This is a genomic window from Bacillus sp. 123MFChir2 (assembly GCF_000383235.1).
GTDB lineage: Bacteria > Bacillota > Bacilli > Bacillales > Bacillaceae_G > Bacillus_A.
This window is the reverse complement of record NZ_KB910961.1, coordinates 18,382-43,956: the sequence shown is the minus strand read 5'-3', so window position 1 is coordinate 43,956 and position 25,575 is coordinate 18,382. Positions and strand designations below refer to the sequence as shown.

The 25,575-nt window shown below is 33.3% G+C and carries 28 protein-coding genes and 3 pseudogenes; 3 read left to right on the top strand and 28 right to left on the bottom strand.

The window, feature by feature from the left end:
- Both H280_RS23790 and H280_RS0117325 read right to left on the bottom strand, forming a co-directional pair.
- Positions 1–153, bottom strand: a pseudogene (locus tag H280_RS23790) (IS5/IS1182 family transposase); the annotation flags it as partial.
- Between the two features lie 137 nt (positions 154–290).
- Positions 291–1,373 (bottom strand): AI-2E family transporter, encoded by a 1,083-nt coding sequence (locus tag H280_RS0117325; RefSeq protein ID WP_020062397.1) that lies wholly within the window; start codon positions 1,371–1,373, stop codon positions 291–293.
- 296 nt (positions 1,374–1,669) lie between these two features.
- Here H280_RS0117325 and H280_RS0117320 point away from each other — a divergent pair, with 296 nt between their 5' ends.
- Positions 1,670–2,479, top strand: a complete 810-nt coding sequence (locus H280_RS0117320; RefSeq protein WP_020062396.1) for an HNH endonuclease — start codon at positions 1,670–1,672, stop codon at positions 2,477–2,479.
- Positions 2,480–2,727: 248 nt separating this feature from the next.
- Here the strand turns inward: H280_RS0117320 and H280_RS26580 are convergent, their stop codons facing one another.
- The 22 genes and pseudogenes from H280_RS26580 to H280_RS0117210 form a co-directional block, all read right to left on the bottom strand.
- Positions 2,728–2,820 (bottom strand): putative holin-like toxin, encoded by a 93-nt coding sequence (locus tag H280_RS26580; protein ID WP_090996886.1) that lies wholly within the window; start codon positions 2,818–2,820, stop codon positions 2,728–2,730.
- Between the two features lie 158 nt (positions 2,821–2,978).
- Positions 2,979–4,046, bottom strand: coding sequence for a hypothetical protein (locus H280_RS0117315; protein WP_020062395.1), 1,068 nt, complete (start codon positions 4,044–4,046; stop codon positions 2,979–2,981).
- A 14-nt stretch (positions 4,047–4,060) separates the two neighbouring features.
- Positions 4,061–4,534, bottom strand: a complete 474-nt coding sequence (locus tag H280_RS0117310; protein WP_020062394.1) for a tetratricopeptide repeat protein — start codon at positions 4,532–4,534, stop codon at positions 4,061–4,063.
- A 38-nt stretch (positions 4,535–4,572) separates the two neighbouring features.
- Entirely contained in the window at positions 4,573–5,268 is a 696-nt protein-coding gene (locus tag H280_RS0117305; protein WP_020062393.1) for a phosphopantothenoylcysteine decarboxylase domain-containing protein, read from the bottom strand.
- A gap of 12 nt (positions 5,269–5,280) precedes the next feature.
- A pseudogene (locus H280_RS23785) lies at positions 5,281–6,105 on the bottom strand (aminoglycoside N(3)-acetyltransferase).
- Positions 6,102–6,236, bottom strand: coding sequence for a hypothetical protein (locus H280_RS26575; RefSeq protein ID WP_020062392.1), 135 nt, complete (start codon positions 6,234–6,236; stop codon positions 6,102–6,104). Before H280_RS26575 ends, H280_RS23785 begins: the two are co-directional and overlap by 4 nt.
- Positions 6,237–6,820: pseudogene (locus H280_RS23780) on the bottom strand (ATP-binding cassette domain-containing protein). It lies immediately after the preceding gene.
- A gap of 171 nt (positions 6,821–6,991) precedes the next feature.
- Positions 6,992–7,333 (bottom strand): DUF1048 domain-containing protein, encoded by a 342-nt coding sequence (locus H280_RS0117285; protein ID WP_020062390.1) that lies wholly within the window; start codon positions 7,331–7,333, stop codon positions 6,992–6,994.
- Positions 7,334–7,403: 70 nt separating this feature from the next.
- Complete coding sequence (locus H280_RS0117280; RefSeq protein ID WP_020062389.1) at positions 7,404–7,724, bottom strand: PadR family transcriptional regulator; 321 nt, start codon at positions 7,722–7,724, stop codon at positions 7,404–7,406.
- Between the two features lie 1,143 nt (positions 7,725–8,867).
- Entirely contained in the window at positions 8,868–9,368 is a 501-nt protein-coding gene (locus H280_RS0117265) for a GNAT family N-acetyltransferase (protein ID WP_020062386.1), read from the bottom strand.
- A gap of 286 nt (positions 9,369–9,654) precedes the next feature.
- Positions 9,655–10,623, bottom strand: a complete 969-nt coding sequence (locus tag H280_RS0117260; RefSeq protein ID WP_020062385.1) for an NAD-dependent epimerase/dehydratase family protein — start codon at positions 10,621–10,623, stop codon at positions 9,655–9,657.
- 33 nt (positions 10,624–10,656) lie between these two features.
- Positions 10,657–11,139, bottom strand: coding sequence for a GNAT family N-acetyltransferase (locus H280_RS0117255; protein ID WP_020062384.1), 483 nt, complete (start codon positions 11,137–11,139; stop codon positions 10,657–10,659).
- 18 nt (positions 11,140–11,157) lie between these two features.
- Entirely contained in the window at positions 11,158–11,922 is a 765-nt protein-coding gene (locus H280_RS0117250) for a VOC family protein (RefSeq protein WP_020062383.1), read from the bottom strand.
- Between the two features lie 244 nt (positions 11,923–12,166).
- Positions 12,167–12,721: a GNAT family N-acetyltransferase gene (locus tag H280_RS0117245; RefSeq protein WP_020062382.1), complete on the bottom strand. Its 555-nt coding sequence runs from the start codon at positions 12,719–12,721 to the stop codon at positions 12,167–12,169.
- Between the two features lie 11 nt (positions 12,722–12,732).
- Positions 12,733–13,392: a serine hydrolase gene (locus H280_RS0117240; protein WP_020062381.1), complete on the bottom strand. Its 660-nt coding sequence runs from the start codon at positions 13,390–13,392 to the stop codon at positions 12,733–12,735.
- A complete protein-coding gene (locus H280_RS0117235) occupies positions 13,392–14,102 on the bottom strand; it encodes a nucleotidyltransferase domain-containing protein (RefSeq protein ID WP_020062380.1) in 711 nt (236 codons plus the stop codon). Before H280_RS0117235 ends, H280_RS0117240 begins: the two co-directional genes overlap by 1 nt.
- Positions 14,103–14,323: 221 nt before the next feature.
- Positions 14,324–14,719 carry a LysE family translocator gene (locus H280_RS26570; RefSeq protein ID WP_231401793.1) on the bottom strand — a complete coding sequence of 132 codons (396 nt, stop codon included), beginning with the start codon at positions 14,717–14,719 and terminating at the stop codon, positions 14,324–14,326.
- Entirely contained in the window at positions 14,652–14,954 is a 303-nt protein-coding gene (locus H280_RS26565) for a hypothetical protein (RefSeq protein WP_231401792.1), read from the bottom strand. Before H280_RS26565 ends, H280_RS26570 begins: the two co-directional genes overlap by 68 nt.
- Positions 14,955–15,228: 274 nt before the next feature.
- The gene (locus H280_RS0117225) at positions 15,229–16,230 is read right to left on the bottom strand and encodes a HAMP domain-containing sensor histidine kinase (protein ID WP_020062379.1); all 1,002 of its coding nucleotides are present in this window, start codon (positions 16,228–16,230) and stop codon (positions 15,229–15,231) included.
- A complete protein-coding gene (locus tag H280_RS0117220; RefSeq protein WP_020062378.1) occupies positions 16,227–16,898 on the bottom strand; it encodes a response regulator transcription factor in 672 nt (223 codons plus the stop codon). Before H280_RS0117220 ends, H280_RS0117225 begins: the two co-directional genes overlap by 4 nt.
- A gap of 11 nt (positions 16,899–16,909) precedes the next feature.
- Complete coding sequence (locus H280_RS0117215; protein WP_020062377.1) at positions 16,910–17,893, bottom strand: alpha/beta fold hydrolase; 984 nt, start codon at positions 17,891–17,893, stop codon at positions 16,910–16,912.
- Positions 17,894–18,129: 236 nt separating this feature from the next.
- Positions 18,130–19,050 carry a hypothetical protein gene (locus tag H280_RS0117210; RefSeq protein ID WP_020062376.1) on the bottom strand — a complete coding sequence of 307 codons (921 nt, stop codon included), beginning with the start codon at positions 19,048–19,050 and terminating at the stop codon, positions 18,130–18,132.
- 205 nt (positions 19,051–19,255) lie between these two features.
- On the opposite strand from H280_RS0117210, the gene H280_RS0117205 reads away from it, so the two are divergent.
- The gene (locus H280_RS0117205; protein ID WP_020062375.1) at positions 19,256–20,083 is read left to right on the top strand and encodes a peptidoglycan-N-acetylglucosamine deacetylase; all 828 of its coding nucleotides are present in this window, start codon (positions 19,256–19,258) and stop codon (positions 20,081–20,083) included.
- Positions 20,084–20,247: 164 nt separating this feature from the next.
- Here the strand turns inward: H280_RS0117205 and H280_RS25840 are convergent, their stop codons facing one another.
- The 3 genes from H280_RS25840 to H280_RS23770 all read right to left on the bottom strand — a co-directional run bounded on the left by H280_RS25840 (position 20,248) and on the right by H280_RS23770 (position 23,863).
- On the bottom strand, positions 20,248–20,421 hold the full coding sequence (locus H280_RS25840) for a hypothetical protein (protein WP_020062374.1): 174 nt from the start codon (positions 20,419–20,421) through the stop codon (positions 20,248–20,250).
- A 116-nt stretch (positions 20,422–20,537) separates the two neighbouring features.
- Positions 20,538–22,166, bottom strand: coding sequence for an ABC-F family ATP-binding cassette domain-containing protein (locus tag H280_RS0117195; RefSeq protein ID WP_020062373.1), 1,629 nt, complete (start codon positions 22,164–22,166; stop codon positions 20,538–20,540).
- Between the two features lie 722 nt (positions 22,167–22,888).
- Positions 22,889–23,863: an MFS transporter gene (locus H280_RS23770; RefSeq protein ID WP_081625683.1), complete on the bottom strand. Its 975-nt coding sequence runs from the start codon at positions 23,861–23,863 to the stop codon at positions 22,889–22,891.
- A 161-nt stretch (positions 23,864–24,024) separates the two neighbouring features.
- Here H280_RS23770 and H280_RS25835 point away from each other — a divergent pair, with 161 nt between their 5' ends.
- Positions 24,025–24,228, top strand: coding sequence for a hypothetical protein (locus tag H280_RS25835; protein WP_155895023.1), 204 nt, complete (start codon positions 24,025–24,027; stop codon positions 24,226–24,228).
- An 80-nt stretch (positions 24,229–24,308) separates the two neighbouring features.
- Here H280_RS25835 and H280_RS0117185 read toward each other — a convergent pair whose 3' ends face one another.
- Complete coding sequence (locus H280_RS0117185) at positions 24,309–25,481, bottom strand: GNAT family N-acetyltransferase (protein ID WP_020062372.1); 1,173 nt, start codon at positions 25,479–25,481, stop codon at positions 24,309–24,311.
- Between the last annotated feature and the right edge of the window lie 94 nt (positions 25,482–25,575).

Below are 25,575 nucleotides of genomic sequence, written 5' to 3'. Positions count from 1 at the left end.
ATTGTTTGCGCAATAATAAGGACGTAATTTTTCTTCAATAAAATGAAAATCGATTGTTGCCTCAATGGCACGAAGGAAATGGTCTTGCGGAACTAACTCTTCTACAGAAATTGTTACGCGCTCATCACGATGATTTTTCAGCGCTCCCATCATGGGGCATCGCTCCTTTGCATCTTTTTTATCAGTGTTGACAGATGAAAAGATGTTCAGACACAAAAACAGGCTGTGGAGAAGGCTTTCTCCACAGCCTGCGAAAGAAGACCGGTTACAGTCTGTAACCGGTCTTCTTTCTATTTCTTATTTCTTTTCAATTTAAAAAGCCTTACTAAGTTTGAAATGATTGTTTTCATCACAGCATAAGTTGGTACGGCTAAAATCATTCCAATAATTCCAGCAAAATTTCCGACACCAAGAATTAACATGATAATTGTTAAAGGGTGAATATTTAGTTTCTCACTCATAATTCGCGGTGATAAAATATTACTTTCAAATTGCTGAACAATTGTTACCACAACAATAACCCATACCGCCTGTACCGGCGATACAAATAGTCCAACAATAACCGCTGGCGCTGCTCCTATAAACGGCCCTAAATTAGGAATAATATTTGTAAATGCTGCCACAATCCCTAAAATAAAAGCATAAGGCAGCCCAATGATTAAATAACCAACAAACGTGAAAGCTCCAACAAATAAACAAACAAGCGCTTGACCTTGAATGTAAGCTGCAAGTGTTTCATTCGTTTCTTTAAAAAGTCGAAACCCTTCTTCACGATAAGATTCTGGTAAAAAACGAACTGCTGCTCCAGGAAATTTATGGCCATCTTTAAACATATAAAACAAAATAAATGGAACTGTGAAAACAACTAATGCAATGTTTGTAATAATCCCAAATAATGCAGTTGCACTCGCTGTAAGTGTATTTGGTATCTCTTTCAAATACGTGAGAGCATTCTTTTCTAATGTCTCTAATGAAACATAATCCTGAGTTGTAAGCCATTGAAATAGCTTATGATTCGATAAATCTGCTATGTATTCTTTCCCCACTTTAATATACGTTGGCATATTTGTTACTAAATCCATCAGCTGATGAGAGACAGTAGGAACAACAACGCCGACTGCAACAGCTATTAATGTAATAATAAAGACATATAGTAACAAAATTGATAAACTGCGTGGTACCTTTTTATTCTCTAAAAAGAGCAACACGGGATTAAACATAAAATACAAAAATGCCGCAATTAAAATAGGGAAAAATAAAGTGGAAATAAAAATACCGATTGGTTGAAATAAAAACGAAATTTTTGTACAGATAAAAATAATCGCTACAACCATCAATACTTCTAATGTCCAAAAATGAACTTTTGATTTCAAAAAAAGTGCCTCCTTTTAAATTTCTTCTATACATTGTAACAAATCAAAGCAAAAATTTATATGCTATTTCTGCGTTCTATATTCCAATGCATAAATAAATACACTACAATAAAGACATACAAGTAAAACTTTTGTCAGTAGAGTTTTCATTCTATGCTGATTATTAGTTGAACCAATTGGACTTTTACAGGCAGTTATTCCTGTTTTATCTCCTTTGTATATCAAAAAGTCTTAAAGTGAGAATCCTATTGTCCGTAAATAGCAAGATAAAAATTCGCAACTAAAAGGTGATAATTATGCCAATATGCAGTATATGTAGAGATGATAAACAATGTATAGAACAATATGTAATTCCAGAAGTGTTATGCGGATATTATTATATCAACACTGTGTGTGAAACATGCCACGAAAACGTACTAACAAGTATTGATCGTCTATTAATTAGTCATAAGTTAATCCAGTATAAAATAGAACAGCTTAAACATCAAATTGACTCTCCTCTTTTAGATATATATGATAAAGAAGAATATGCAAATGAAGAAATGGACAGTAATGAGTTCCAATTCTCAAATTCTCTCATTATGAAACTATGCAAAAGGCACGATATCTCACTTCATGATGAAATATGGAAAGAAGAACGAGTAACTAAAGTTGCGGGTTCTATTCAGCGTGAATTACTCCTTGATAACCGCAAATATAAGATGAGTTTACTGAAAATGGCTTACTTATTTGCTGTAAATACAATAGACGGTTATTTTCATGATTCCGATGCAGTTGCTATTTCTAACATTTTATCTAACGTAGATTTCATTGAATTAAAAGATAGACGTATTGTACGAGAGTTAAGTAAAAGTTCATTATGGAACACTTTAAATACTGATTGCGAAAACCACTATTTCATTTTACTAAGTGACAAAGATGGATTATTTTGCTTTATTCGCCTCTTTGATGTATTTGATGTCGTTGTTCATCTATCTAAAAAAAGATACAGTCTTCCGTCACCAATTGTCGGTGTAAATGATGCAATTAACCAAGTATTTTATACAAAAAGCTTAAAAGAATATATGAATGGATTATTCAAGCCAACAAATGGAATTCAATCTTAAAGAATAATCGATAAGCTTCCAAAAAGGAGAACGTACGCTCTCCTTTTTTATATAAACAAGATTGTGCTATAATAACAATGAAAAGAGCGATACAATCACATAAATAAACTAAATTCGCATATAAATAAAAAAAGACTAGCGTGCGGCAACACACTAGTCCAATATAACTCAGCAGAGTGGATTATTCATTATCCTATTTGTTTCTCATGAATTAGACAACCCACCTTCTATTGGCGTAGAGTGGGTTGTTATTTTTTGAGCTTGTCGATTAATAACACGACGAACGTTAGCAATGCAACGAGAAAAAGACCGCCTTGCAAAAGCAACGAAAGTTCACTCAAATTATCACCTCCCTTCACTTAGAGAAGTGATAATAAAACAACCACTCTGACCATGAGTTACTCTTTCATTTTATCATAATTTTCATTTCTTTACGATGAAAACTGGCTAGCTTTGTACTTGCCGGTTGTTTTATTTAGTTGAGAAATATGGTCTTTTATCACTCATGACTGATTCTCTCTTGAACTTTATTCATTACTGTATCATAAAACATTCTCTCATCATCCACATTGATATGAACTTTTGTTACTGTTTTTTGAAACCCATAAAACATAGTTGCCTGCATCGGTTCTACTAACACGATTTCGAGTTTTGCTGGTTCTTTCATAAACTCGTTTACTGTCGCATCAAAAATTTGTTTTTGTTCAATTTCAGCAGGTAATGCTCCTTTATTATGACGTATGCTTTGAATATTACAAAATGGGACGATAAGCTGTTTCGTCAACCCAACTTGTAAAATAAGCTCTTTGTCAGTTACAACATAGGGACATAAACGAATTGCTTGTATTTCTGCTAAGAAAAATATCACAGCGTAAATATTTAAAATTAGCAGAATCCATGCTACAACCGGATTCCATTGATGAAGAAAATAATGAAAACCGATTGATTCAATTAAAGTTGCATGTATGAGCATAATATTAAATGCAATTACACCTGTTTTTTTATGATATGTAAACATTTCTGAACCTGCAGGTATTTTTTTTCGCCAAGAAAATAACGCGTAATAAAATAACTTAAACTCTGATAACAATACATTTACAGCGACACTTTTGAAAACGGAATCGTATACAGCTCTTTCGATTGCATATGAAAAAGATGGATACACGAGCTTGTATTTCTTATAAGAGCGAACAATCGCAGGTAGTTTTCTTGCTATTTTGCAAAAAAGATACAGCTCTAAACAAAGAAATGCAATTTCCCCAGCTACTACTATATATGTGATAAACGAATAAGATTCAAAATACGGATTAGGAATAATAAATTTTGCAGCCACATAACCTGCAAGTATCACAGGAAAAATATATTTTAGTGAATATCGCTTTCTTATAATCAGTATGTAAGTAACGATTGGAATAGTAAGTATAAAATCAAATAGAGAAGCAAGTGCTACCCGGTTTGGTAAAGGCGACATGATTGGTAGTGCATAAAGAAGAATATTCGAAAGGATAATCAAACTCGTAATAGCAAACCAAATTAACCATCGTTTCTTCGATATAGTATGATTCACATAATCATTCCTTTCTATTTGAAAATTTCATTTAAATGACCTTTGTAAAATGTAATTGCTCTTTCATAGTTCTTTACACCTTCCGTTTTCACTACCACGTCTAGCAGCAGTTTCATCGCATCTTCATGAGATTGTACATTGTACTTTGCAATGGATAAAAATACTTTCATGGCGTCATCATCCGGATACAGTTTGATTCCTTCTTCTAATGTAGCAATCGCTTTCTCATACTCTCCAATACAGCGATATGTACTTCCTAAACCGATATAGGCACCTCGTAAACTTTCTCCTTCTAATCCTAGTTCAATAGCTTTCTCGTAATAAGGAACGGCTTCCGTTTCCATCCCCATAGCATCGTGTGTGCATGCGCATTGATACAAGATTTCTGGATTTTGAGTAAAGTTTGTTAAACTTAATAATATCTCTCTTGATTGAGCGAATTTATTCTCATTGCGTAATTGAATTGCTTTCTTCAATAGATTTTCCATCTTCTCACCCTACAATATGTATTCTTTCTTAACACTCACTAATGAATAACAACTTGTTCTTTTTCAGAATCAATCATCGCAAGTTTACTGATAAGACTTCTAGCTGTATTTTCTTTATCTAGACATACTTGAACTTCACCATCATTAGAAATAATATAGTGATTTGTTTCAGAGGTATATAGTGCGTTAGAAGCATTTGCAACTATGAAATCTGCTTGTGCACCGTCCATTCGGATTTGCGCTCTCGCTATTAATTCTTGTTGACTTATACCACTCTCTAACTTAAATCCAACTAACATAACACCCGAATCCCATTGTTTAATTTGAGATAACACTTTTGGAGCTTTTTTAAAATGAATAACTGGCGGAATATCGCTTGATAACTTTCCTAATTGATCCATTACATTTCCTTCTTGATCGACAATTTTATCAACAATCCAATCTGAGCCAGCTGCCGCCATAATTACAATATCTATCTTTTCACTTGTAATAATCTGTTTCATTTTATCTTGTAAATCAATAATTCCTTCAAACGAATGAGAAGAAAGCTTATGAGTCCCTTCAGGTTTTTCTGCAAAATAACCATGTAAATATATAACTGAAGCCCCGCTCTTCAGCGCTTCTTCTGCAAGAAGCTTTCCCATTCTTCCTGTCGATAAATTCGTATGCCCACGTACTTCATCCCATTTTTCTAAACAGCCTCCACTTGTTATGAGTACCTTTTTCCCGTTCATGTTCCCCATCCTTTAATTACATATTTGCTTCGTTTGTTTTTGTGTTAAAAACCATTCTGTTCCAAAATCAACGGCTTCTCGTTGCTTCATTAATTTACATGATGCGTTTCCTATTTTCCCTAATATTACCGATCCAGTTTCATCAAATGCCTTCCCTAAAAGCTCAAAATCATCAGAATCATAGTCAAACTCCTCATACTCTTTCCATTTGCGAACTCCATTTTCGATAATCGGTGCTCCCACTTGAACTTTTTTTCGATATTGCGAACGAACTTCAGATAAATGAAGTGATGTATTCGAATTATGATCCACTCCGATTAATAATATATATCCATCTAAATCGTACATTTTCCCCAATGGTGACTGTTCTCCAAAACTAGGAGCAAGGATGTGACCATCAATAATTTGTTTTGCGTGTTTCCCCCACGCTGCAAAGCTATGTAACGGATGATTACTTCTTTTTGTATTCGGATATGTCCGAAAACATTCTACTACTTTCCCCATACTTCACGTTGGTGTTGTTTCCGGATGAAATGGTGGTACATTGTCACGAATAATTTCCCACCAACTTTCCGGGACAGGTGGCATTTGCCAATTTTTCGGATCAGATAGATCACTCGTTTGAGTCGGCATAATAATTGTTCCTTCTTTTGTAACTACTTCCATTAAAGCTTCTACTACAGCCAAAGCGTCTCCACTTACCCAACCAATCGAACTAAGAGACGAGTGTACGATAACGTCCATTCCTTCTGTAACACCTAGTTTTCGTAAATCGCTTACAATGGTACGAATTGTGTTTGGCATTTTTGTTTTGGCAATTATATCATTTATTTTCATAACAAATCCCCTATACCCTTTAATGAAATTTCTTTTATCTTCCATTTATATATTATCATATTTTTCTTAATTTTTAACCAAAAAGGTAAACTAGCCAACGTCATACCTAATACCCCTGTTTTGCTTTTCATTTACATCTCCTCCTTTTTGCCGATAATCGCGAGGAAAATTCCCTCCAATGTCTGCTGTTTCTCGATGTACTCCACTCTCGCTGGCGGGAACATCTCTTTGAGTTCGATAAGGGTACCGGTCGTGATGATTTTTCCACCATGCAGGATGGCGATATCAAGTCGGCGCTTCATTCCGCCAGAATACCGGTCCGCTCGGCGGTTAGCCGCATCGGTCAAGCTGAATCTTGCAAGCAGATCGTCGGCGACTTGAGCGGGATTGGAAACTCCCCGCAACTTGGCGATCATCATCAAATTTTCCCGCCCGGTGAGCATTCCGTCTAAAGCTGCGAACTGTCCTGTCAGGCTGATGCTCTGGCGAACATAATCCGGTTGACGCTGGACGTTATAGCCACAAATACCTACTTCGCCGCCATCGGCCTTCATCAGCGTCGAAAGGATGTTGACCGTCGTCGTCTTGCCCGCTCCATTTGAACCCAGCAGTGCGAAAATTTCGCTACACCGTACCTCAAAATACACCCCCTTTAAGACTTCCTTGTCTTTAAAGGATTTTTTAACCCTTTTACAGAAATCGCTGCATTGCTCATACTTTTTTCCTCCTTCTAAAAAGTTCCTTGCGGAGCTAGATTGCCTAAACTCTACTATTTAGTCTGACTGATAATCTGTATGACTTAGTACCGAATTAAAAATATAACTGAATAGCGAAGATCGCAATTCACATTTGTAACCAGCTATCCAGTCGGTATTACCTATTGAATTTACTTTTTTCCAAATCGCTTCATGATACTCTGATTCAAATCTTCACGATACTTAGCGACATAGGTTTTAGCATTTGCCACTAGTTCGTCGGCAAAGAAAGCCACGTCGTCCCCGGTTATTTCCAGCACTTGTCTACCTTCCGCCGTACCGGCTTCAAACAACTCGATTAATTCATACTGTATGTGTAGCGTATCCATCCCGTTGCCTGCTGAGAAATTCCACATGTAGTTTTGAATTTTCTTAAATACAAACTGGTAGTCCTCTGGCAGTGCTTCAACCCGTGCCATCATCATTTTGTACTCTTTTTTATCACCAATCATTTTTTTGAAAATTTCCATCATGTTATTTCCCCTCCTTTTTATAAAGCTGAACAAGACATTCCAAAAATATCGCACGGAATATCTTATGCAGCTAGATTGACTTCAAGACGTTGATTTTTGATGATACAAAATCCCACTTCTTCCAAAATAATTCAAGTTCCTGGCGGCCAGCCTCATTAAGTGAGTAAAACTTGCGGGGCGGCCCCATATCTGACGGTTTCTTTTCTATATTCACAATTTTTTTCTTTTCTAATCGCACAAGGATGGTATAGACCGTTCCTTCCACGACTTCGGTAAACCCAAGCTCGTTCAGGCGGCGGGTAATCTCGTAACCATAGGTTTCATGTCGGCTAATGATCTCCAGCACGCAGCCTTCCAGCGAACCCTTCAGCATTTCAGTTAAATTTTCCATGTTCAGATCCCTCCTCTATTCTGTTTGACTTATATTCAGTATAACAGAGTACTAAGGGGAGTTTTTACTGAATAGCTTTTAGGAAATCACGCTATTCAGTATTACTTATTACATGTATATCGTAAGACCGAGTAGAAGGTGTCAAATATTTTCCTTAAAAATATTTTTGCAACCCTACTATTCAGTGTGAACTACTACAGGTATACCGTAACACTCAGTAGATGAACTACCGACTGTATTTTCCGAATATTTTAAAAACAAGCTATCCCCATTGGATACAGCTGATTTTCCTTATGGAGTTTTTACTTCCTCCTATGCTTCTTTCACAATGATTACACCTCGAATCATTCCCATCTGACAGCTGTACAAGTGAATATAGCAATTCTATCCCTCCATTATTTTTCGATTAATTGCCGAAAGTTCTGCGTAATATTAAAGTGATTTCTAAAAAAACAGTTATACTAAGCCACAAAAAAATAATTATAAAAAGACAATTAATAATTATTATTAAATAGTTTCTTGACTCTTTTTTTAGCTCTATATTTAGTGCTGAAATAAAATTAATTTTCACTAAAATTAAGACTGAAAAAAATAATAAATTGAATAAAAAAATACCCATTATGAGACCCCTTTGTACATTTTGGCGATAAGTAGCACTTATTACTAAATATACATAATTTTTCATTACAGAGTAAGATCAGACTTTTTTTGTACTACAAATGACTTCATTTACTACAACAACATTTTTAGACCTTATTCAACTATTCGTGATATCTAAATAAGTGTATAAGCAATTAAAGTAAATGTAAGTACACTGTCTAATCGTCAACTTTGAGCAAGAGGCTCATTGTAATCGTTTATTACGTCATGCACCAGCAAAACGGATCACTTCCACCACAATGAGGGCAACAACCTCCTGTATAAGTAATTCTAAGTCGCTGCTATGCAGAACAAAACATGGCAGCGACTTGCTGTCTATCTTTGTTTTAAACTTTGCACGCGGCAGTAAAAGGAACTGACCGCCTATATGCATGGCCAGTTGCTCTCGTCTCCTCCTCTAAAAAATTAGTTTTTATGTCATTTTTTCAATTTGGATTTATATATAATCGCTTTCATGTATAACTGCCTGGGACATTATATTTCTTATAAAAATAGAGCCATATATTCTTCATCTCGATAGACTTCATTCATTTTTAATGCCCTTTTTTCTAGACCATACGATTCAAAACCAATGGATTGATATAATTTTTTTGCAACATTATTATTTGAAACAACTGATAAGGTAATTTGCTCTACATTTAACTGCTTCGCTTTTTTCACGACTTCATTTATTAAGTTACGTGCATACCCTTTTCCTCTACTTTGAACACTTACATACATTCCAACAATATGCCCTTTATGACGAAGTGCTGCTCTTGATTCTGTTAATAATGTGACAATCCCTACTAACTTATTACTCTCATCAAAAGCGCCAAATGTATAGCTATATTCTCCTTGTAAATTTTTGATTACTTCTTGAATCGGTTCTTTCTTTTTGATTGCTTCTTCATATATAGTAACATATGCTTCTGGATTTTTTTGCAATGCTTCTAAGCGTATATCCCAATAATTTTCTGCGTCCACTTCAGTTAACATTCTAATCATTCGATTACATCCTTCCTTATATTTAAGCTAAAAAACACCCTCCGCAAAATTAAATCTTTTCCTTAATATATAAATACAAGTTGACTTTTTAACATCTAAGTCGCTACTTGCTTTCTATCTTTGTTTTAAACTTTGCACGTGGCAGGAAAAGGAACTGACCGCCTATATGCATGGCCAGTTGCTCTCTCCCACCGAAAAAGAAAAGGGTTTTTATGTTAGTTTTTCAATTTGTATCTATATATCTATAATCAACATCAAGTTTACATAATAATATTATTATATGAATTTACTTATTTAATGAAAACATACGAATTACTTCATCAACTTTACTCATAGTAGTATCATGTAATTGAACATTTTCAGTTTGATAAAAATGATACGCCTTTTGTAGGCCAGCCTGTAAATCAAGTTGCGGGACATATAAGTGATGTGCACTTAATTTTTCAATATTCATTCTGTAAGTAACATTTCGAAACGGAAAATAATTTCGCGTTGAAATGGTAGGATTTAATATTGTTTCATCTACTTCTATAGTATGTGCTTTTATTCCAACTACTTTACTTGCTGTATCGATGAGCACCTCCCATGTAATATCTTCCGGATACGACAAATTGTAAGCTTGCCCATTAGATTGTTCAGAACCGATTACACTTTCCATCACTCGAACGAGATCATCAATATGTACAAATTGCACTGGACCCACATGTTTTGGAATTGGAATCGTAAGTTTTTTTGTCAAGCGATCAAATATGTACGCTTCTCTATACAAATTATTACCTTCACCATAAATATACGAAGGTCTAAAAATCGTAATTGGAAATCCTTCTTCTTTATGTAAGGAAAATAAATAATCTTCCGCCTCTTTTTTATCAAGTCCATATTGTCCCCAATTATAATTTTCTGCTCGCTCGAAATTCTCAAATAACACTTGAGTAGAAGGGGCGTACACTGCTCCTGAACTACAAAGTACATATCGCTTTAATTTACTTTTATCTACATTATCAAGTAACATTTTTACATGATTCGTATGATAAGCCGTAATATCAAAAATATAGTCATACTGTTTATCTGAAATATTTTTCTGTATATCTGATGAAACATTACGATCTCCGATAAGATGTGTACATACTCCATTATATGTAATTTCTCGTGTTCCTCTAGTGAATATATCTACTTCATATCCTTTTGAGATTAAAAATCCTGCTAATGCTTCACTAACAAACTGCGTACCACCCATTATTAATATTTGAACCATACATAAGTCCCCCTTTTACTAGAAAGCCGATTTTTAAAACTCTAATTTATAGTTTTTCATAACAATTTCCATATTTATTTTTCTCATCATAAATTTCTCTGGTTCTATAATTCTTTCGAATCCAAATTGCTCATATAACGCATGTGCATCTTTTGTAACTAACATAAATCGTGTTCCGTTAAGGTTTGGATGCTTTACAATCGTCTCTATTAACCACTTACTTAATCCTTTTCCTCTATATGCGGGCAAAATAAAGACATCTGCCAACCAAGAAAAGCGCACAAAATCTGTAACAACCCTTGCAAATCCGATTTGTTGATTCGTTTCACTTTCATATACACCATAACAAAGTGATGAATTTTTAATCCCTTCGGCAACTAACTCTTTCTGTATTCCTTTTTCCCAATAGGAATCATTGCTAAGAAAATTATGAATTGTATCGATTTGCAACGAATCTTTATTGGTAGAAATATAGTAATTATTATTTTTCTCTACGTATAAGGCAGCTCCCTTCATTTTTCGTTCCTCCATGTTTCATAAAGATAAAGGTAAAAATAATTGTTGTGGGATATTGTTTAGAAATTCCGGTGTATATTTCAACGTAATAAAATAAGAATGCTGTTTAAACTGTAATGTGTCTTCTTCTTTATTTACTTTTTGGATAAATTCTATATCCGGAGTTCCAAAAGTAATGTTCATTTTCGGCATTAATGCTCTCATATCAATTGGAATCCATGGCCTTCCTTCTTTCACAACAACTGCATGTGCAGTTCCTCCAATTACAAAGTTGAATATATCTTGGTCATGCATCGTCTTCATTTGCAATGTAGTTTTCAGCCATTCTCGAAACATAGGAACAGACGGAACTGGAAATCCGACTTCTCGAACATACATAACTTGCAAAGGACCATTTCTTTGTAAAACCTCTTCTTTAATATATTTGTGTGAAATAATCTCAAGAATATTCCCATCACCGTCTTTGAAATATATAGCTTTACTTACCTTAGAATGATACGTAACCTTTTCTCCTTGTTTATCTTTCAAAATTTGAACACCCAATTGTGTGAGCCACAATGCAATTTCATCAAACAGAGAGTATGGCACTTGAAAAGCAAAATGAGTTGGCACGATTGGTTCTAATATTTCTTTGAAGCTAATGGTAGTAAAAGGCGTAATTTGAAATTGAATGTACGTTTCGGTTTGTTTTGCAATCGGAAATTGTAGTATATCAGCATATACTTGCTTTGCACCTTCAATGGATAATGTTTGTAATTCTATATCTGAAAAATGTGTAATCATATAGTATCCCTCACAATGTTTATACTTTTATTACTAGTTTATAAAATATACTTCGTAAAAAAATCCACTTAAAGAGGGATAACGTATTTACTACTTTTGTAGTATAGGCATATCCACTGATAGATCTTCTCCTTCTATTACAATCGCCATCAAACCAGTACTTGTCCTGCTTAAATATACATTATTTCTTTATTTTCCCTGCACACATACACTTCTCCTTGTACTACTAATAAAAGTTAATTCGTCACTCCTTCATGATAGCCAACAACTCCATAAATTCTTCTTTTAACATACTAAAACGATACCGATCAATAAATTCTCCGTGTCTCAGTCGATCTTTTCTCATTAATCCTTCACATACAAATCCAGCCTTTTCATAACTTTTCATCGCATTCGTATTATCTGCATCTGCTCGCAGCCAAATTTTTTCTAAATCGAACTGTTCATAGCCAATTTGCAGCATTTTGTATAAAGCAGCCATTCCATATCCTTTTCCCCAATATCGTTTATCTCCAATCGCAATTCCTAGCTCTGCATTTTTATTTGTTCTATCGAAATTTTTCAAATCTACCCATCCGATATGCACATCATCTTCAGAACAAATTGCTCTTTGTTCATAACCATTCGTTCGATTGATACACATTTCAATCCATCTTCTTGTCTCTTCACGTGTGAATGGTGGATACTGATCTGGTACAACTAAATGCTTCGTTACTTCTTTATCCAATGACCATTGATAACGATCTTCTATATCATTTAGCGATAATTCTCTTAATTGAATATTTGGTAAACTAATCATGTAATCATTCCTCATTTTTTATATGTTTGTACAATTAATTCTCCTATATTTTTCAGTGCTTGTTCAAGTTGATGCCACTCTGTATTTTCACCTTTTGCTCGAACAAATCCAATACAAAATAACACTCTATCTTCTAAATATAAATAACCAACATCATTACAAACTGTTTCAAGTCCACCAGTCATATGCAGCCATTCATATTGATTAGAAAATCGGAAGCCATCTGGATCTTCTTGTTCTTTTAAAGATTCGAAGATAAACGTATTCTCTTTTTCGTACTGATATAAGAATTTCATGAACTGAAATATACTTGCTGGTGTTCCACAATTTTGAGTGATACTTGTATTATCCTTGTTTACGAGTATATCGAGTTTCCTATACCTTAATTCAGTATTAATCTCTCTTATATCAATTTTTTCTAAAATAGAATCATATGCTTCTCTCGAATGTTTACTAATAGCCTTTTTAATTGTTAGAGGCGCTATATACTCATGTTTCTGAAAAGCAATACTACCTACAATCCATTTTGCTAAACTCGCTAAAGGAAACTTTTTATTTTCATTTATACATAAAGTTTCCTTTGTTTTGGTGTCATATAAATATAGACCTATTTCTACAGAAGAAGGAATGAGTTGTGAGAAATCCTTTATCAAAAGTTTATTAAGACCCATTACTTTTCAACCTCCCCAATACAAAATCCCTCAAAAAGACGACCTCCGTACTTATCTAGAATACCATTCACAAATAGAATAATTTGCTCCTTCTCTCCCGTTTTATAAAGCTGTTCAAATACAGATACAAACTCTGCAGCAACCTGTTCATCATATTTCTTTAAAGTTTTCATGAACCACTTCGAGTGTCCTGTCCAGCAATTATTCATGCGCAAAATAAACTCATGAACAAGATCCGCCAGATGATTTGCGATAAACAATTGATCTTCTTGCTTTGCTGCACCAATAAAATCGTCTAACACATCCGTAATAAAATAACGTTTTTGTTGTATCATTTCTTTTGTCCAAGGTTCAGGTCCTTTTTCTAATAGTTGCTGCGCTTCTTTCTTTATAGATGGCATGACGACATTTCTATCTTTTAGCACAATTCCTTCTACAACGAGCTGCGGCAAAGATGGTCGCCCACGTTTACAATCACTCGCAAAAAAGTCTTTATAAGACGTAAAGCTGTGTACGAATACTTCAACAGGCCATCCGTTAGCTATGAAAGATTTACGATACGCTGAAGAAAGCGTACTATCAAAAATGATAATGTCCAAATCCGAAGTTTTTGTTCCTTCTCCTCTCGCAATGCTCCCACCTAAAAGGGCTGCGTCACAATTTGGAAAATGGGATACAAGAGTTTGTTTAGCTGCCTCTATTGGTTCCATATGTATCTCTCCTATTAGTTATTGTTTATATTCTTTACTATCTATTGTCACTCATGATATATTCGACATTACTTTTTGATTTTCCTATTTTTAAACAAAATACGGTATGTGAAATTTTAAAGCTAATCTTTTCCGAACCTACCTATTGCTAACTCCTATATTTTAAAAACATTTTTCTTGAAAAAGACAAAATTTGAAACGATAGTTTAAGACCTTTTATTTTAATTAAAAAATCCTTTAACTAGACTGTACATAGACCATAAACCGAACATTAATAAAATGAAGCCAGAAATACGATTCACAATATTTAAAGAAAAATTTTTCATTCGATTCATCAATATTCCAGTTGCACTACTAAGAATTAACCACCATAATGTTGAACCTAAAAATAATCCCAATACTACAATTAAGATAGTCGTCGTATCATCATTCAAATTAGAAATTCCGAGCCCAGAAAAAATAGCTAAGAAAGATAAAATGGTTACTGGATTTGTTACAGTTAAAAAAAATGTAGAAACATATGCTGAAAAGGCATTATTACTATTCGCTTTAGCTGATGTTTTTGACGGTTTTGAAACAAAAATTTTCAGTCCTAAATATAATAAAAAACACACCACCAATAAAATGAATCCATCCTTGTTGTTCAATTAAAAAATTAGTTATAAGTGTTAAGCCGAGTCCAGCAATCATCCCATACAGACCATCAGCTGTTGCTGCGCCTAAACCCGACATAAAACCAATAAATTTCCCATGCGCCAGTGTGCGTCGTATACATAAAACTCCAATAGGTCCAACAGGGGCTGCAATACTAAGTCCAATCATTAATCCTTTGATAAACAATTCAACGGCCACCTTACTCCCCCTCCAATCTTAATATTATCCTTCTATATGTCTAAATCACGTGTACGTCCGTATTGAGCTGTAATCAACACAATATTCAAAGTACTATTATAACATTTCCTTTATATTTTCAATGAACCAATTATATAATTTTCTTCTTTAACTGACTTGTTCTAATCGGGGGATAAGGTTAGTTAAAGAAGAAAAAAAGGTACACCACTATATAATTAGTGATGCACCTTTTTTAATATAAAGTGTAACATTATAGACAATTTCAAAGTACGCTTTATATATTTTTTTCGACTGCGGTAAAGCAAAATAGAGTCCCATCTTTATTTGACTGTAAAGTATATTTGATATTGAGCAGTCTAGATATATCCTCGATTATTTTTAATCCCAGTCCCGTACTTTTCTCATTCATATCAAAACCAATTCCGTTATCCCGAATAGAAACAACACTATCTTCAATCATTATCACAAGTTTTTTAGCTTTTGAATGTTGTAACGTATTCTGAAAAATGTTATCAAATAATCTTTGAAGCCACAAATCGTTACTAGTCCATATCACATTTATATTTTTTGGATTATATATTAATTCCATGTCATGCATACTATACAGATAACTCCACTTTTTAACCATCATTTCTAATAGATCATGTATATTTACATCATCATTTACAATATAAGAATTCTCTAACGTATCTGTAGATTGAAATTTAAATTCATTGGTTAATTCAGCAATATACTGTATTTGTTGATATAACGATTCTAGTACCTGTGATTTGCCATGATATTGATCTTCTAAATAAAATAATTGTAATCTCATAGCTGTTAAAGGTGTATTAATATCATGTCTTAGTTTATTTAATAGTTCTTTTTTCATTTCCTCTTGCTGTTTAAATTCTAATTCACGATATGTAGTTCTTTCAATCAATAAATTTACAGATCTAATTAATTCCCCTACTTCATCATCGCTTTTCACATCTAATGTATTCGGGAGCTTTTTATCGCTAGCTAAATGTCGAATCGTTTTATTTAATATATTTATTTTATTTAATAGCGAGTTAATTGATTTTGAGAATAAAATGGCTAACAATAATAGTGATACAAAAAAGATAACTAGCATTGTAGGATATGCAAATGATTCATGAAAAGGAATGTGTTTGTTTTTCGCTTTAAAGACACTATCATAGATTACTGACATAAGGACACTAATCAACAGCAATAACAATGGTACGCTACTAATAGCGGAAAATAATAATATCTGGTATTTCTTCTTTAATTTCATTTCTTCATATAGGTATTTAATCGATACCCTTCTCCATATATATTTTGAATAATTTCCCCGTTTTTATCATTAATTTTTGTCCTAATTTTTTTAATATGTACATTCACGATATTTGGATTTCGGTCTTCAAGTTGCCATAAGTAATCAAAAAAATGTTCTTTCGTTAAAATCCTATCCTTATTTTCATATAAATAAAAGAATATTTTACGCTCAATCGCGGTAAATACAACTTCATTATGCAGACTATTTTTGAAAACCTTTTTATATTCTGCATCGATGTATACATGTTTGATTTGTGTAAAAGTACCATATTGATTATCTAGCATTTTCTGCATCCTTAATAATAACTCTCGAGGATCAAAAGGCTTTATCATATAATCTTCCCCGATTGTCAATCCTTGGAGTTTGCTATCCATATCATTTCGAGCGGATAGAAAAATAACTGGAATATTTAATCCGAGATTTTTTATTTTCTTTGTAATTTGGTAGCCATCTTCACCTGGCAACATAATATCCATTATGACTAAATCTATCTCATGGATGATTTCATTAATATTTCCCCCCTCTTTCTTCCAACATACATTGTACCCTTCGCGTTGCAAAATTTTTTGCAATAAATCACCAATCATCAAATCATCTTCAACTATTAAAATATGATATCCCTTCATTATGCAAACCTTCATTTCACTTTTTTATTGATAAATTCCTTAGAAAGCTTATATATTTCATCAGCCTGATATAAATAAATGCTGTGCGTCCCCCTCAATTTTATAACATCTGCTATTTCAAGTTGTTCTGCAAATTCTTGATAATCTTTATAATGTTGTTTTGTATATTTCGAGTTTTTATATTGATCTGCAACTGCATCTAAAAATAATATAGGTGTTTCTTTTGGTATCGGAAGGTTAACGGATTTTTTACTGTTTTCGTAAGAATGTAAGAGCTCTTGTTTCATATCATTATTAAAAAACTGTTTATACGATATTGCTTTATAAATTTCTTTTTCATGTTTAGTTAAAAAAGATTGTCGAATCACTTCAGGATTATATGTAGTAGAAGGTAGAAGTCGATGAATACCCATTTTTGTTAAGATATTTATTCCTCTTATTTTTAATGTTGACTTATCCACTTCGCTTTTATATTTCACATACTGCTGAGGTAAACCAATATCTAACGCAATAATCCCCTTGATTTCCTCTGGATATTTTTGTGCCCAATAAATAGCTTCTATTCCCGATATTGAATGCGGAACTAATATATAAGGAGGTTTATTTCCACTTTTAATAAGCACTTCTCTCGTTTGATCTAATATTTTATCAATATCCCTTCCATCATTAAAAACATCGCTGTTCCCATAACCCGCTCTTTCTACAACAGCAATCTTATTTTCTTTTGAAAACTTACTATATACTCCTTTCATTTCATAAACAGGAGCAGCGATCCCAGAACCAGACATAAATACATATGTATCTTCACCGCTACCTTCATTATATACATTAATTTTCTTATTATTAAAATCAACTAATGTCCCATTACTTTTCATTAACGCTAATTCTTTGCTTAATTGGTAGTTATGATATATACATACAGATACTGATACAAGTAAAATAACCGCAATAAACACAACAAATATATTTTTTACTACTTTACAAAATTTTCTCATAGAATTCTCCTTTCAAGCTATATTGAAAGGATACAAGATAAAAATAAATTTCTAATAAATTTTCATCTGTATTTTTTAACATATGCTACTATGCAGAATAAAACATACCCCATACTCATCTTCTTTTATTTTAACCTTGCCTGTGGCATAAAAAGGCCTTGACCATTTTTATGCTCCCGCCCCCTAAAAAAGGTCAAATATCTATTTTCCAACTTATATTTACACAAGTTAATTTATTAACATTTTTCAGGATCGATTTCAATAAACTCCCATTTGCCTTTCGTATTCTTTTTATATTGTATGGCCAAAATATCTGTATGATTTGTTAGTTGAAAAAATACAAAGCGATATTTGTTCCCATCAGTTCCAATCGCATCAATTTGTTTCGTATAACCTTCCTGTTTTGTTGGAAGTCTTTCTTTTACAAGTTTACACCAATTCCCGAATTTTGTATCAACAACCATCTCTGCATTATGTTGCCAAAAGTGATAAGCCGCACATAAAAAATCTTCACCGTATAGCTCGATATCAGCAATTTTGTACGAATTGCTTTCCTTTTCTATATAAATATAGCCGTAATAATAAGCAAAGTATGTTCCTCCTTTAGCCGAACCTTCAATCGTTTCCATTTCAAAGAAATAACGATTTGCCTTTGGGTATTTTTTATCTCGATGTAACGGTTCTAGTTTTATTAAATTGATATGTCCAATTCCTTCGAACGAACGTAAATAACTTTTATAGGGAACTCTTTTTTGATATTGACTTGTAAAAAAATTATAAGCAACGGGATACGGTATTTTTGACAGTCCAACAGTCCCGCATCCTCCCTTTTTATTTTTCGTAAGATTTTCAGCTTCTCGTAAAGCACTGAAATAATGAATAATTGTATTTTCTGGTGAGTTCATAAGCGACGAGGAAAGAATGATTTGATTGTATTTCTTATCAATAAAAGGATCAAAAAATTGATAATTAAAACGATTATTAAGAACATGAAAGCATGACGGACGAAAATATTTTTCTATATCCTCTTCTCTTTCTATTCTTTCACCACGTTGCTCGTTTCCTTCTCTATTTTTTTGCTTTTGCAGAATTGCTCCCATAATAATTACATGTGTATGTAAGTTTTTCTCCTGTATAAATCGTTGAAAAAACTTCATAATTCCACTTCACCCCAAAATCATATATTTTTTAAAATGTATGATTTCACTACACAATTAATCAACAAAACTCAAAAAATCTTGCATCTATTTCATAAATCACTTTCTTACTTGTAAATATATTTTTTTACAGTACTATACATAAATTTACTAATATAATAGAATGAAAAGGAATGGAATTATTGAAACAGAAAGAAGGACATTTATGCGTAACAAATCATCTCTCAGAACTTTATTTAAAAGAACTCTTATTATGTGTGTAGGAATTTCATGTATATACGGAGTATCTATCGGATCAAATCACATTGTAAAAGCTAGTACAGAAGATTCTTCACAACCTGTTCAGCTAGTAAGTGAAATACAAACTGCACTAGCTCCAAAAGAAACACCACAACAATACAATGGTCAAGTTAGAAAAGTAGCTTATCTTACTTTTGACGATGGACCAGGAAAATACACTGCTCAACTATTGGATACATTAAAACAAAACGATGCGAAAGCCACTTTTTTCCTTATCGGCTCTAACGTGAAAGGATATCCAGATTTAGTAAAACGCGAATTAGCAGACGGTCATTACGTCGGCATGCATAGTATGTCACATGATTACACGAAGCTATACAAGCAAGGCGGTTATGTGAACGAAATGAAAGAAGATCAAAAGTTAATTGCTAATATTATTGGACGAGAACCAAAATTAACACGTCCACCATATGGTTCTATGCCAGGCCTAAATGAAGCATTACGAAATCAAGTCGCTGAAAATGGTTTGCGTGTATGGGACTGGACTATTGATTCTTTAGATTGGAAATATAATAAAATGCCAGTGGATGCTGCTTCTGCTAAAATTGTAGAAAATGTAATTTCAGGCGCAAAAACAAATAGAGAAGTAATCTTGCTGCACGATATCCACCCACAATCTGTTTCTGCCGTATCTGCTATTATTAAAGGATTAAAAGAAAAAGGCTATGAGTTTGAAAGTTATAATGAAAATGAACATTTCGATTTAAACTTTTGGCATGATAAACGAATTTAACATAAATAAAAGGAAAATTTCCATATATTAGAAATTTTCCTTTTATTACTACCCGTCATTTTATAAGCGAGTGAGAAAAGAAGAGGTTTATATTCGATATATAATTGACTGAGTTCAGCGTTTTCCATAGAAAAAAACCTCACTTTCTATTCCATTTAGTGCAATTAGACAAGTACACTAGCTTGATCCCATGTTTTTTCACGAATATGAGCGCCAATTTTACCCGATAAAATAAAATCAAGTCCTACTTTTTGAACTTCTTCTTTAAACCAAACACATATTTCTTCAGAAGTCTCAATACCAGTAATTCCTCCACCTAGAATAACAATATGTTTCATTTAATTTCCCCCTTTACGCTTAAAACGATTTGATCTATTTACTTGTGACATATTAAAAGGAGAAATTTTAAAAAATAAAACAAAAAAACATCCCCTACATTAGGGGATGTTACTGTTTATTTTGCTTCTTTATACATCGCTTCTACTTGTTTCTGAAGTTCATCATTCTCTAAATACTCGTCATATGTCGTTTGTTTATCAACTAAACCGTTCGGTGTTACTTCAATAATACGATTTGCGATTGTTTCAACGAACTGATGGTCATGAGATGTAAATAAAATTGTACCTTTAAATGCCATTAAACCGTTGTTTAATGCTGTAATAGACTCAAGGTCTAAATGGTTTGTTGGATCATCAAATGTTATTACGTTTGCACCGCTTAACATCATTTTAGAAAGCATACAACGTACTTTTTCTCCTCCAGAAAGAACAGAAACGTTTTTCTTTACTTCTTCACCAGAGAATAGCATACGACCTAAGAATCCGCGTAAGAAGCTTTCAGACTCATCTTGTGGTGAAAATTGACGTAACCACTCCACTAAGTTATATTCGCTATTTTTAAAGAACTCAGAGTTATCACGTGGGAAGTATGCTTGAGATGTTGTAACACCCCATTTAAATGAACCACTATCTGGCTCCATTTCGCCTGCTAAAATTTTAAATAACGTTGTAATTGCAATTTCATTACGTCCAACGAATGCAATTTTATCACCCTTATTCACAGTGAAGTACACGTTATCTAATACTTTCTCACCATCGATTGTTTTAGAAAGACCTTCCACTGATAACAAATCATTCCCGACTTCACGCTCTGGTGTGAAACCAACGAACGGATAACGACGAGAAGATGGTCTAATATCATCTAATGTAATTTTGTCTAATAATTTTTTACGAGAAGTAGCTTGTTTCGCTTTTGAAGCGTTCGAGCTGAAACGAGCAATAAAGTTTTGTAACTCTTTTACTTTCTCTTCTTTCTTCTTATTCGCATCTTGTGTTAATTTTAATGCTAATTGACTAGATTCATACCAGAAATCATAGTTACCAACATAAAGCTGGATTTTACCAAAGTCAAGATCCGCCATATGCGTACATACTTTATTTAAGAAGTGACGGTCATGGGATACAACGATAACTGTATTTTCAAAGTTCATTAAGAAGTTTTCTAACCATTGAATTGCTTTTAAGTCTAAATGGTTGGTAGGCTCATCCAATAATAAAATATCCGGTTGACCAAATAAAGCTTGTGCAAGTAACACTTTTACTTTCTCTGCACCTGTTAACTCAGACATTTTTTTCGCATGAAGGTCTTCACCGATTCCTAATCCTTTTAAAAGAATTGCAGCTTCTGATTCTGCTTCCCAACCGTTTAACTCAGCAAATTCGCCTTCTAACTCAGCTGCGCGCATGCCATCTTCATCGCTGAAATCTTCTTTCATGTAAATTGCATTCTTTTCTTGCATTACTGCATAAAGACGTGTGTGTCCCATAATAACTGTTTCTAAAACTGGGAACTCTTCATATTCAAAGTGGTTCTGTTTTAAAACAGCTAAACGCTCACCTGGTGTAATATGAATATCTCCTGTTGATGGATCAATTTCACCAGATAAAATTTTCAAGAATGTAGATTTACCAGCACCATTTGCTCCGATTAAACCGTAACAGTTACCTGGTGTAAATTTTATGTTAACATCTTCAAAAAGTTTACGATCTGCAAAACGTAAACTTACGTTACTTACTGTAATCATTTAGTTCCTCCTAGTAATACCGCTGTTTTCAGCGTTTTCTCACGCGTTAAATAAAAAAAGACAGATTACGATTCGCGTATTTTAAACTGTATCCACATTATACCGTAGTAAATATAGGAAAGACAATAGATATGTTAATCGCTTAAGTTTACTGAATTATTAGCGGATTATTTACGACAAGAACTACGTATCTATTCTTATTATGGAAAATTTAAATAAATATGAATGAAGTATAAATTTTCTATGTAAATTTTTTCAATAATAAATCTTGTAGCCCTTCACGCAGTCACATTCGTTTGTTCATTCTCCTATTTTCGGCACAAGTCGTTTTTATTTTTCTCAATATGATACATATAGACCTCTACCGACAAAAATGTTAATATATGGTTACCTTATTCTTCTGACCTAATATTATTAGGTCTTTTTTTCGTATCTTTTCTACAAAAACAAAAAATCAAATACTCGAAGTGAGTGTGTAAATTAGGATTTTTAACATTGTAAATGCTTATTTTTTGCATGTAATAAAACAAAAGACAATCCTGCCGAGATACAGATAAGTACTGCACAAAATATATACACCATTCTAATACCAAAATATTCAGCTATAATTCCAACTATAAAAATAGAAGCACTCGAAATCGTTGACAATAAAACATTACGAGATGCATATACTTTCGGAAGTAATGACACATCTATGTTTGTTTGAAATGCAGTTTGCTGTGCTACATCCCGTATTTGATATGCCGGTCCCATGGCAATACAAAGTATAAGTGATAAGACGGGAATACTATTAAGCCCATATAACAAGGTAAGGACGCTAAATAAAAAAGACCCTGCTGCATACTAATTACAAGATTTTTTTGAATTTTTTTCGCTAGATATATCGTTATAACTCCTCCTACAATTGTACCGATATAATAACTAGCGTTAATGTACCCCCACCATTGCTCTCCTTTGTGGAGTATTTCTTTTACATAAACCAATGTAATAGCACCAACCCATATTTGACCTGCAATCCCTTCAATTACATCCATTAATGTAACCAATCGCAGAGTTGAATTACTCCAAAGGTGAAGCCACCCTTCCTTCATAAGTGTCCATTTAGATGCCCCTTGATTTTCTCTTATCTGATTGTACAGAGAGCGAACAGCTATGTATAAACAAATAATAGAAATCCATAGCAGGACAGCCGTTATTAGTAAAGTAGGAGTATATCCTATTTTTACGACAAGAAATCCTGTTAGCGTATAGCCACCAATTTGTACCGCTTGATTAGAAATAGATAACAAGCTATTGGCTTTTACAAGTTCTTCTTTTGAAACAATTTGAGGGACGATAGAATTCAATAAAGGGCTACCCCATCCTTCTACGCAAGAAATTATCAATATGTAAAAGAATAAAATATAAATATGGGAAGTTAAGAATGTGAATCCTAAAAGTAATAAAGTAATAAAAATAGCCTTAGTAATTTGCAAGTTTACAAGTGCTTTTGACATGGAGATATTTTGTATAATTAGCGGTGCTGATAATCCGGCTATTAAACTTGTAAAAGCTTTTAAAAAAGGAAATAAAGAAGCGAATAATACAGATTCCGTTTTCTGATAAATAAAGGTCGTAATAACCATGATATATACGACATCAGCTAACGAGATGATTGTTTGAGCGATCCAGAACGAATAAAACCTATAATTTTTCATTGCCACCTCCAGATAAGAAACATAATTCCATTTAAAATTATTGTAAAATAGAGATTATTTAAAATAAATAAAAATATCTAGGTTTTTTAAACATTCCACATGCACATTTCAAACAAAAGAATATACTATTGCATACATGACCTAATGGAGTTGAATTTGTTATGAACCTATTTCCAACAAGGGTTGTTACCGCTACTCCTGTAGTAACTCCTGCCATCCACGTTGCCGCCATTCATACGGCAAGTCCCGTTGTAGGAATTGTAACGCCATTCATTTGGCCATATCCACCCATTCACTTATCGGTAACACATCCACACGTCAGCTATTATTACCATCACTTTCCTACAATATATAGAAAATATTAATAAATCGTTTTATTATTACCGAACATAAAAAGCGCTACTTATAAATAGCGCTTTTTATGTTCTATATCCATTCGAAATGATTAAAAGAAATCATAAAAAAACGGCTGCTCGGAAGGAATCAAATTTTCAAATTGTTTTATGTCTTTTTCCATCCCGGAAATGGCCCCAATTTGTGATAATTCCAATGGCCTTTTGTAACCGAAAAGCGCTGCGGAAAGTGCGTTAATGTTTACATGAACTCCATTCTCTTTCAATGCTACAGCTTCTTCCACGCTTAACATAACTACTTCTTTCTCTCGTAAAACTACTGTTTGATTATTCCAATGTGCAAATGAATCAGAAATATGTAAAATAACATCTTCTTCATTATGTTCCCAGGCAAATGGATATTGCTTAATAAAACGTTCAACATCAACGATTCTAACCATAAAGTATGGTTTTACTTCCGCTTTAATGCGTGGTTCTTGAAGTGAAAATAGCAATGGTTCTTTTTCATGAGCAATTATTTCAAGTTCTTGAATCATTGAATCATGCTGACAAATGAAATTCCATAAACCGGTTCTAGCTTCGCTGTTTAATGGTACGAATTCTTCTACTTTCATCTTAGAGCTCTCTATTTTATACAAAATGTAGCCCATCGGCTCATTCGCCTGATTATAATAAACGGCTGCATTAAGATCACCATAGACAAAATTTAACCAAATATCTCGATCTCGCACTAACATACCTGAATATTTCTTCGCAAATTGCTCATATACGATTTCAATCTCTTTCAAATGAGAGTCCTTCTTACATCGTTTAATGCTTCCTGACACATGTTCTTTCATAATTAAATCTGCTTTTGTTAATGAACATACAAGGCGATTCGCAAACAGCTCCCATCCATACTTCCTGTAAAAAGAAACAGAAAATGGGTGTAACATGGAAACGCTATAACCATCTTGTCTCATCGTCTCTAAAACATGTTTTAATAATTTTTTCACATAACCGTTTCGTCTAAATTCTGGATATGTAGCTACTCCTGCAATCCCGCCCATTTTATACTTTTCTTCACCTAAAAATATTTCAAACGGGATAAAGTGTAATTTTGCGGCAAGCTCTTTTTCTTCTAATATCCCATATATTTGATGATACTTTTTCATAAGCTGAAGACGTTTTTCAATTTGATCTTCTGCTACTTTATATTGAAAAGCATATTCAGATAGTCGAATTGCCTCTCGGTATTGTTCTTCTATTAATTGAATTATTTCCATGCTCCCGTTCTCCCTTCTGCGTGTTCATAACTGCACATTAAAATATAACACAATAATCAGAAAATACAAAATCCACAAACAAAAACCCAATAGA

Coding starts and splice junctions, on each gene's coding strand:
- H280_RS0117320 (WP_020062396.1), top strand. CDS start 1,670: ATGCCAATATGCAGTATATGTAGAGATGATAAACAATGTATAGAACAA.
- H280_RS0117310 (WP_020062394.1), bottom strand. CDS start 4,534: ATGGAAAATCTATTGAAGAAAGCAATTCAATTACGCAATGAGAATAAA.
- H280_RS0117305 (WP_020062393.1), bottom strand. CDS start 5,268: ATGAACGGGAAAAAGGTACTCATAACAAGTGGAGGCTGTTTAGAAAAA.
- H280_RS26575 (WP_020062392.1), bottom strand. CDS start 6,236: ATGAAAAGCAAAACAGGGGTATTAGGTATGACGTTGGCTAGTTTACCT.
- H280_RS0117285 (WP_020062390.1), bottom strand. CDS start 7,333: ATGATGGAAATTTTCAAAAAAATGATTGGTGATAAAAAAGAGTACAAA.
- H280_RS0117280 (WP_020062389.1), bottom strand. CDS start 7,724: ATGGAAAATTTAACTGAAATGCTGAAGGGTTCGCTGGAAGGCTGCGTG.
- H280_RS0117265 (WP_020062386.1), bottom strand. CDS start 9,368: ATGATTAGAATGTTAACTGAAGTGGACGCAGAAAATTATTGGGATATA.
- H280_RS0117260 (WP_020062385.1), bottom strand. CDS start 10,623: ATGGTTCAAATATTAATAATGGGTGGTACGCAGTTTGTTAGTGAAGCA.
- H280_RS0117255 (WP_020062384.1), bottom strand. CDS start 11,139: ATGAAGGGAGCTGCCTTATACGTAGAGAAAAATAATAATTACTATATT.
- H280_RS0117250 (WP_020062383.1), bottom strand. CDS start 11,922: ATGATTACACATTTTTCAGATATAGAATTACAAACATTATCCATTGAA.
- H280_RS0117245 (WP_020062382.1), bottom strand. CDS start 12,721: ATGATTAGTTTACCAAATATTCAATTAAGAGAATTATCGCTAAATGAT.
- H280_RS0117240 (WP_020062381.1), bottom strand. CDS start 13,392: ATGGGTCTTAATAAACTTTTGATAAAGGATTTCTCACAACTCATTCCT.
- H280_RS0117235 (WP_020062380.1), bottom strand. CDS start 14,102: ATGGAACCAATAGAGGCAGCTAAACAAACTCTTGTATCCCATTTTCCA.
- H280_RS0117225 (WP_020062379.1), bottom strand. CDS start 16,230: ATGAAATTAAAGAAGAAATACCAGATATTATTATTTTCCGCTATTAGT.
- H280_RS0117220 (WP_020062378.1), bottom strand. CDS start 16,898: ATGAAGGGATATCATATTTTAATAGTTGAAGATGATTTGATGATTGGT.
- H280_RS0117215 (WP_020062377.1), bottom strand. CDS start 17,893: ATGAGAAAATTTTGTAAAGTAGTAAAAAATATATTTGTTGTGTTTATT.
- H280_RS0117210 (WP_020062376.1), bottom strand. CDS start 19,050: ATGAAGTTTTTTCAACGATTTATACAGGAGAAAAACTTACATACACAT.
- H280_RS0117205 (WP_020062375.1), top strand. CDS start 19,256: ATGCGTAACAAATCATCTCTCAGAACTTTATTTAAAAGAACTCTTATT.
- H280_RS25840 (WP_020062374.1), bottom strand. CDS start 20,421: ATGAAACATATTGTTATTCTAGGTGGAGGAATTACTGGTATTGAGACT.
- H280_RS0117195 (WP_020062373.1), bottom strand. CDS start 22,166: ATGATTACAGTAAGTAACGTAAGTTTACGTTTTGCAGATCGTAAACTT.
- H280_RS23770 (WP_081625683.1), bottom strand. CDS start 23,863: ATGAAAAATTATAGGTTTTATTCGTTCTGGATCGCTCAAACAATCATC.
- H280_RS25835 (WP_155895023.1), top strand. CDS start 24,025: ATGAACCTATTTCCAACAAGGGTTGTTACCGCTACTCCTGTAGTAACT.
- H280_RS0117185 (WP_020062372.1), bottom strand. CDS start 25,481: ATGGAAATAATTCAATTAATAGAAGAACAATACCGAGAGGCAATTCGA.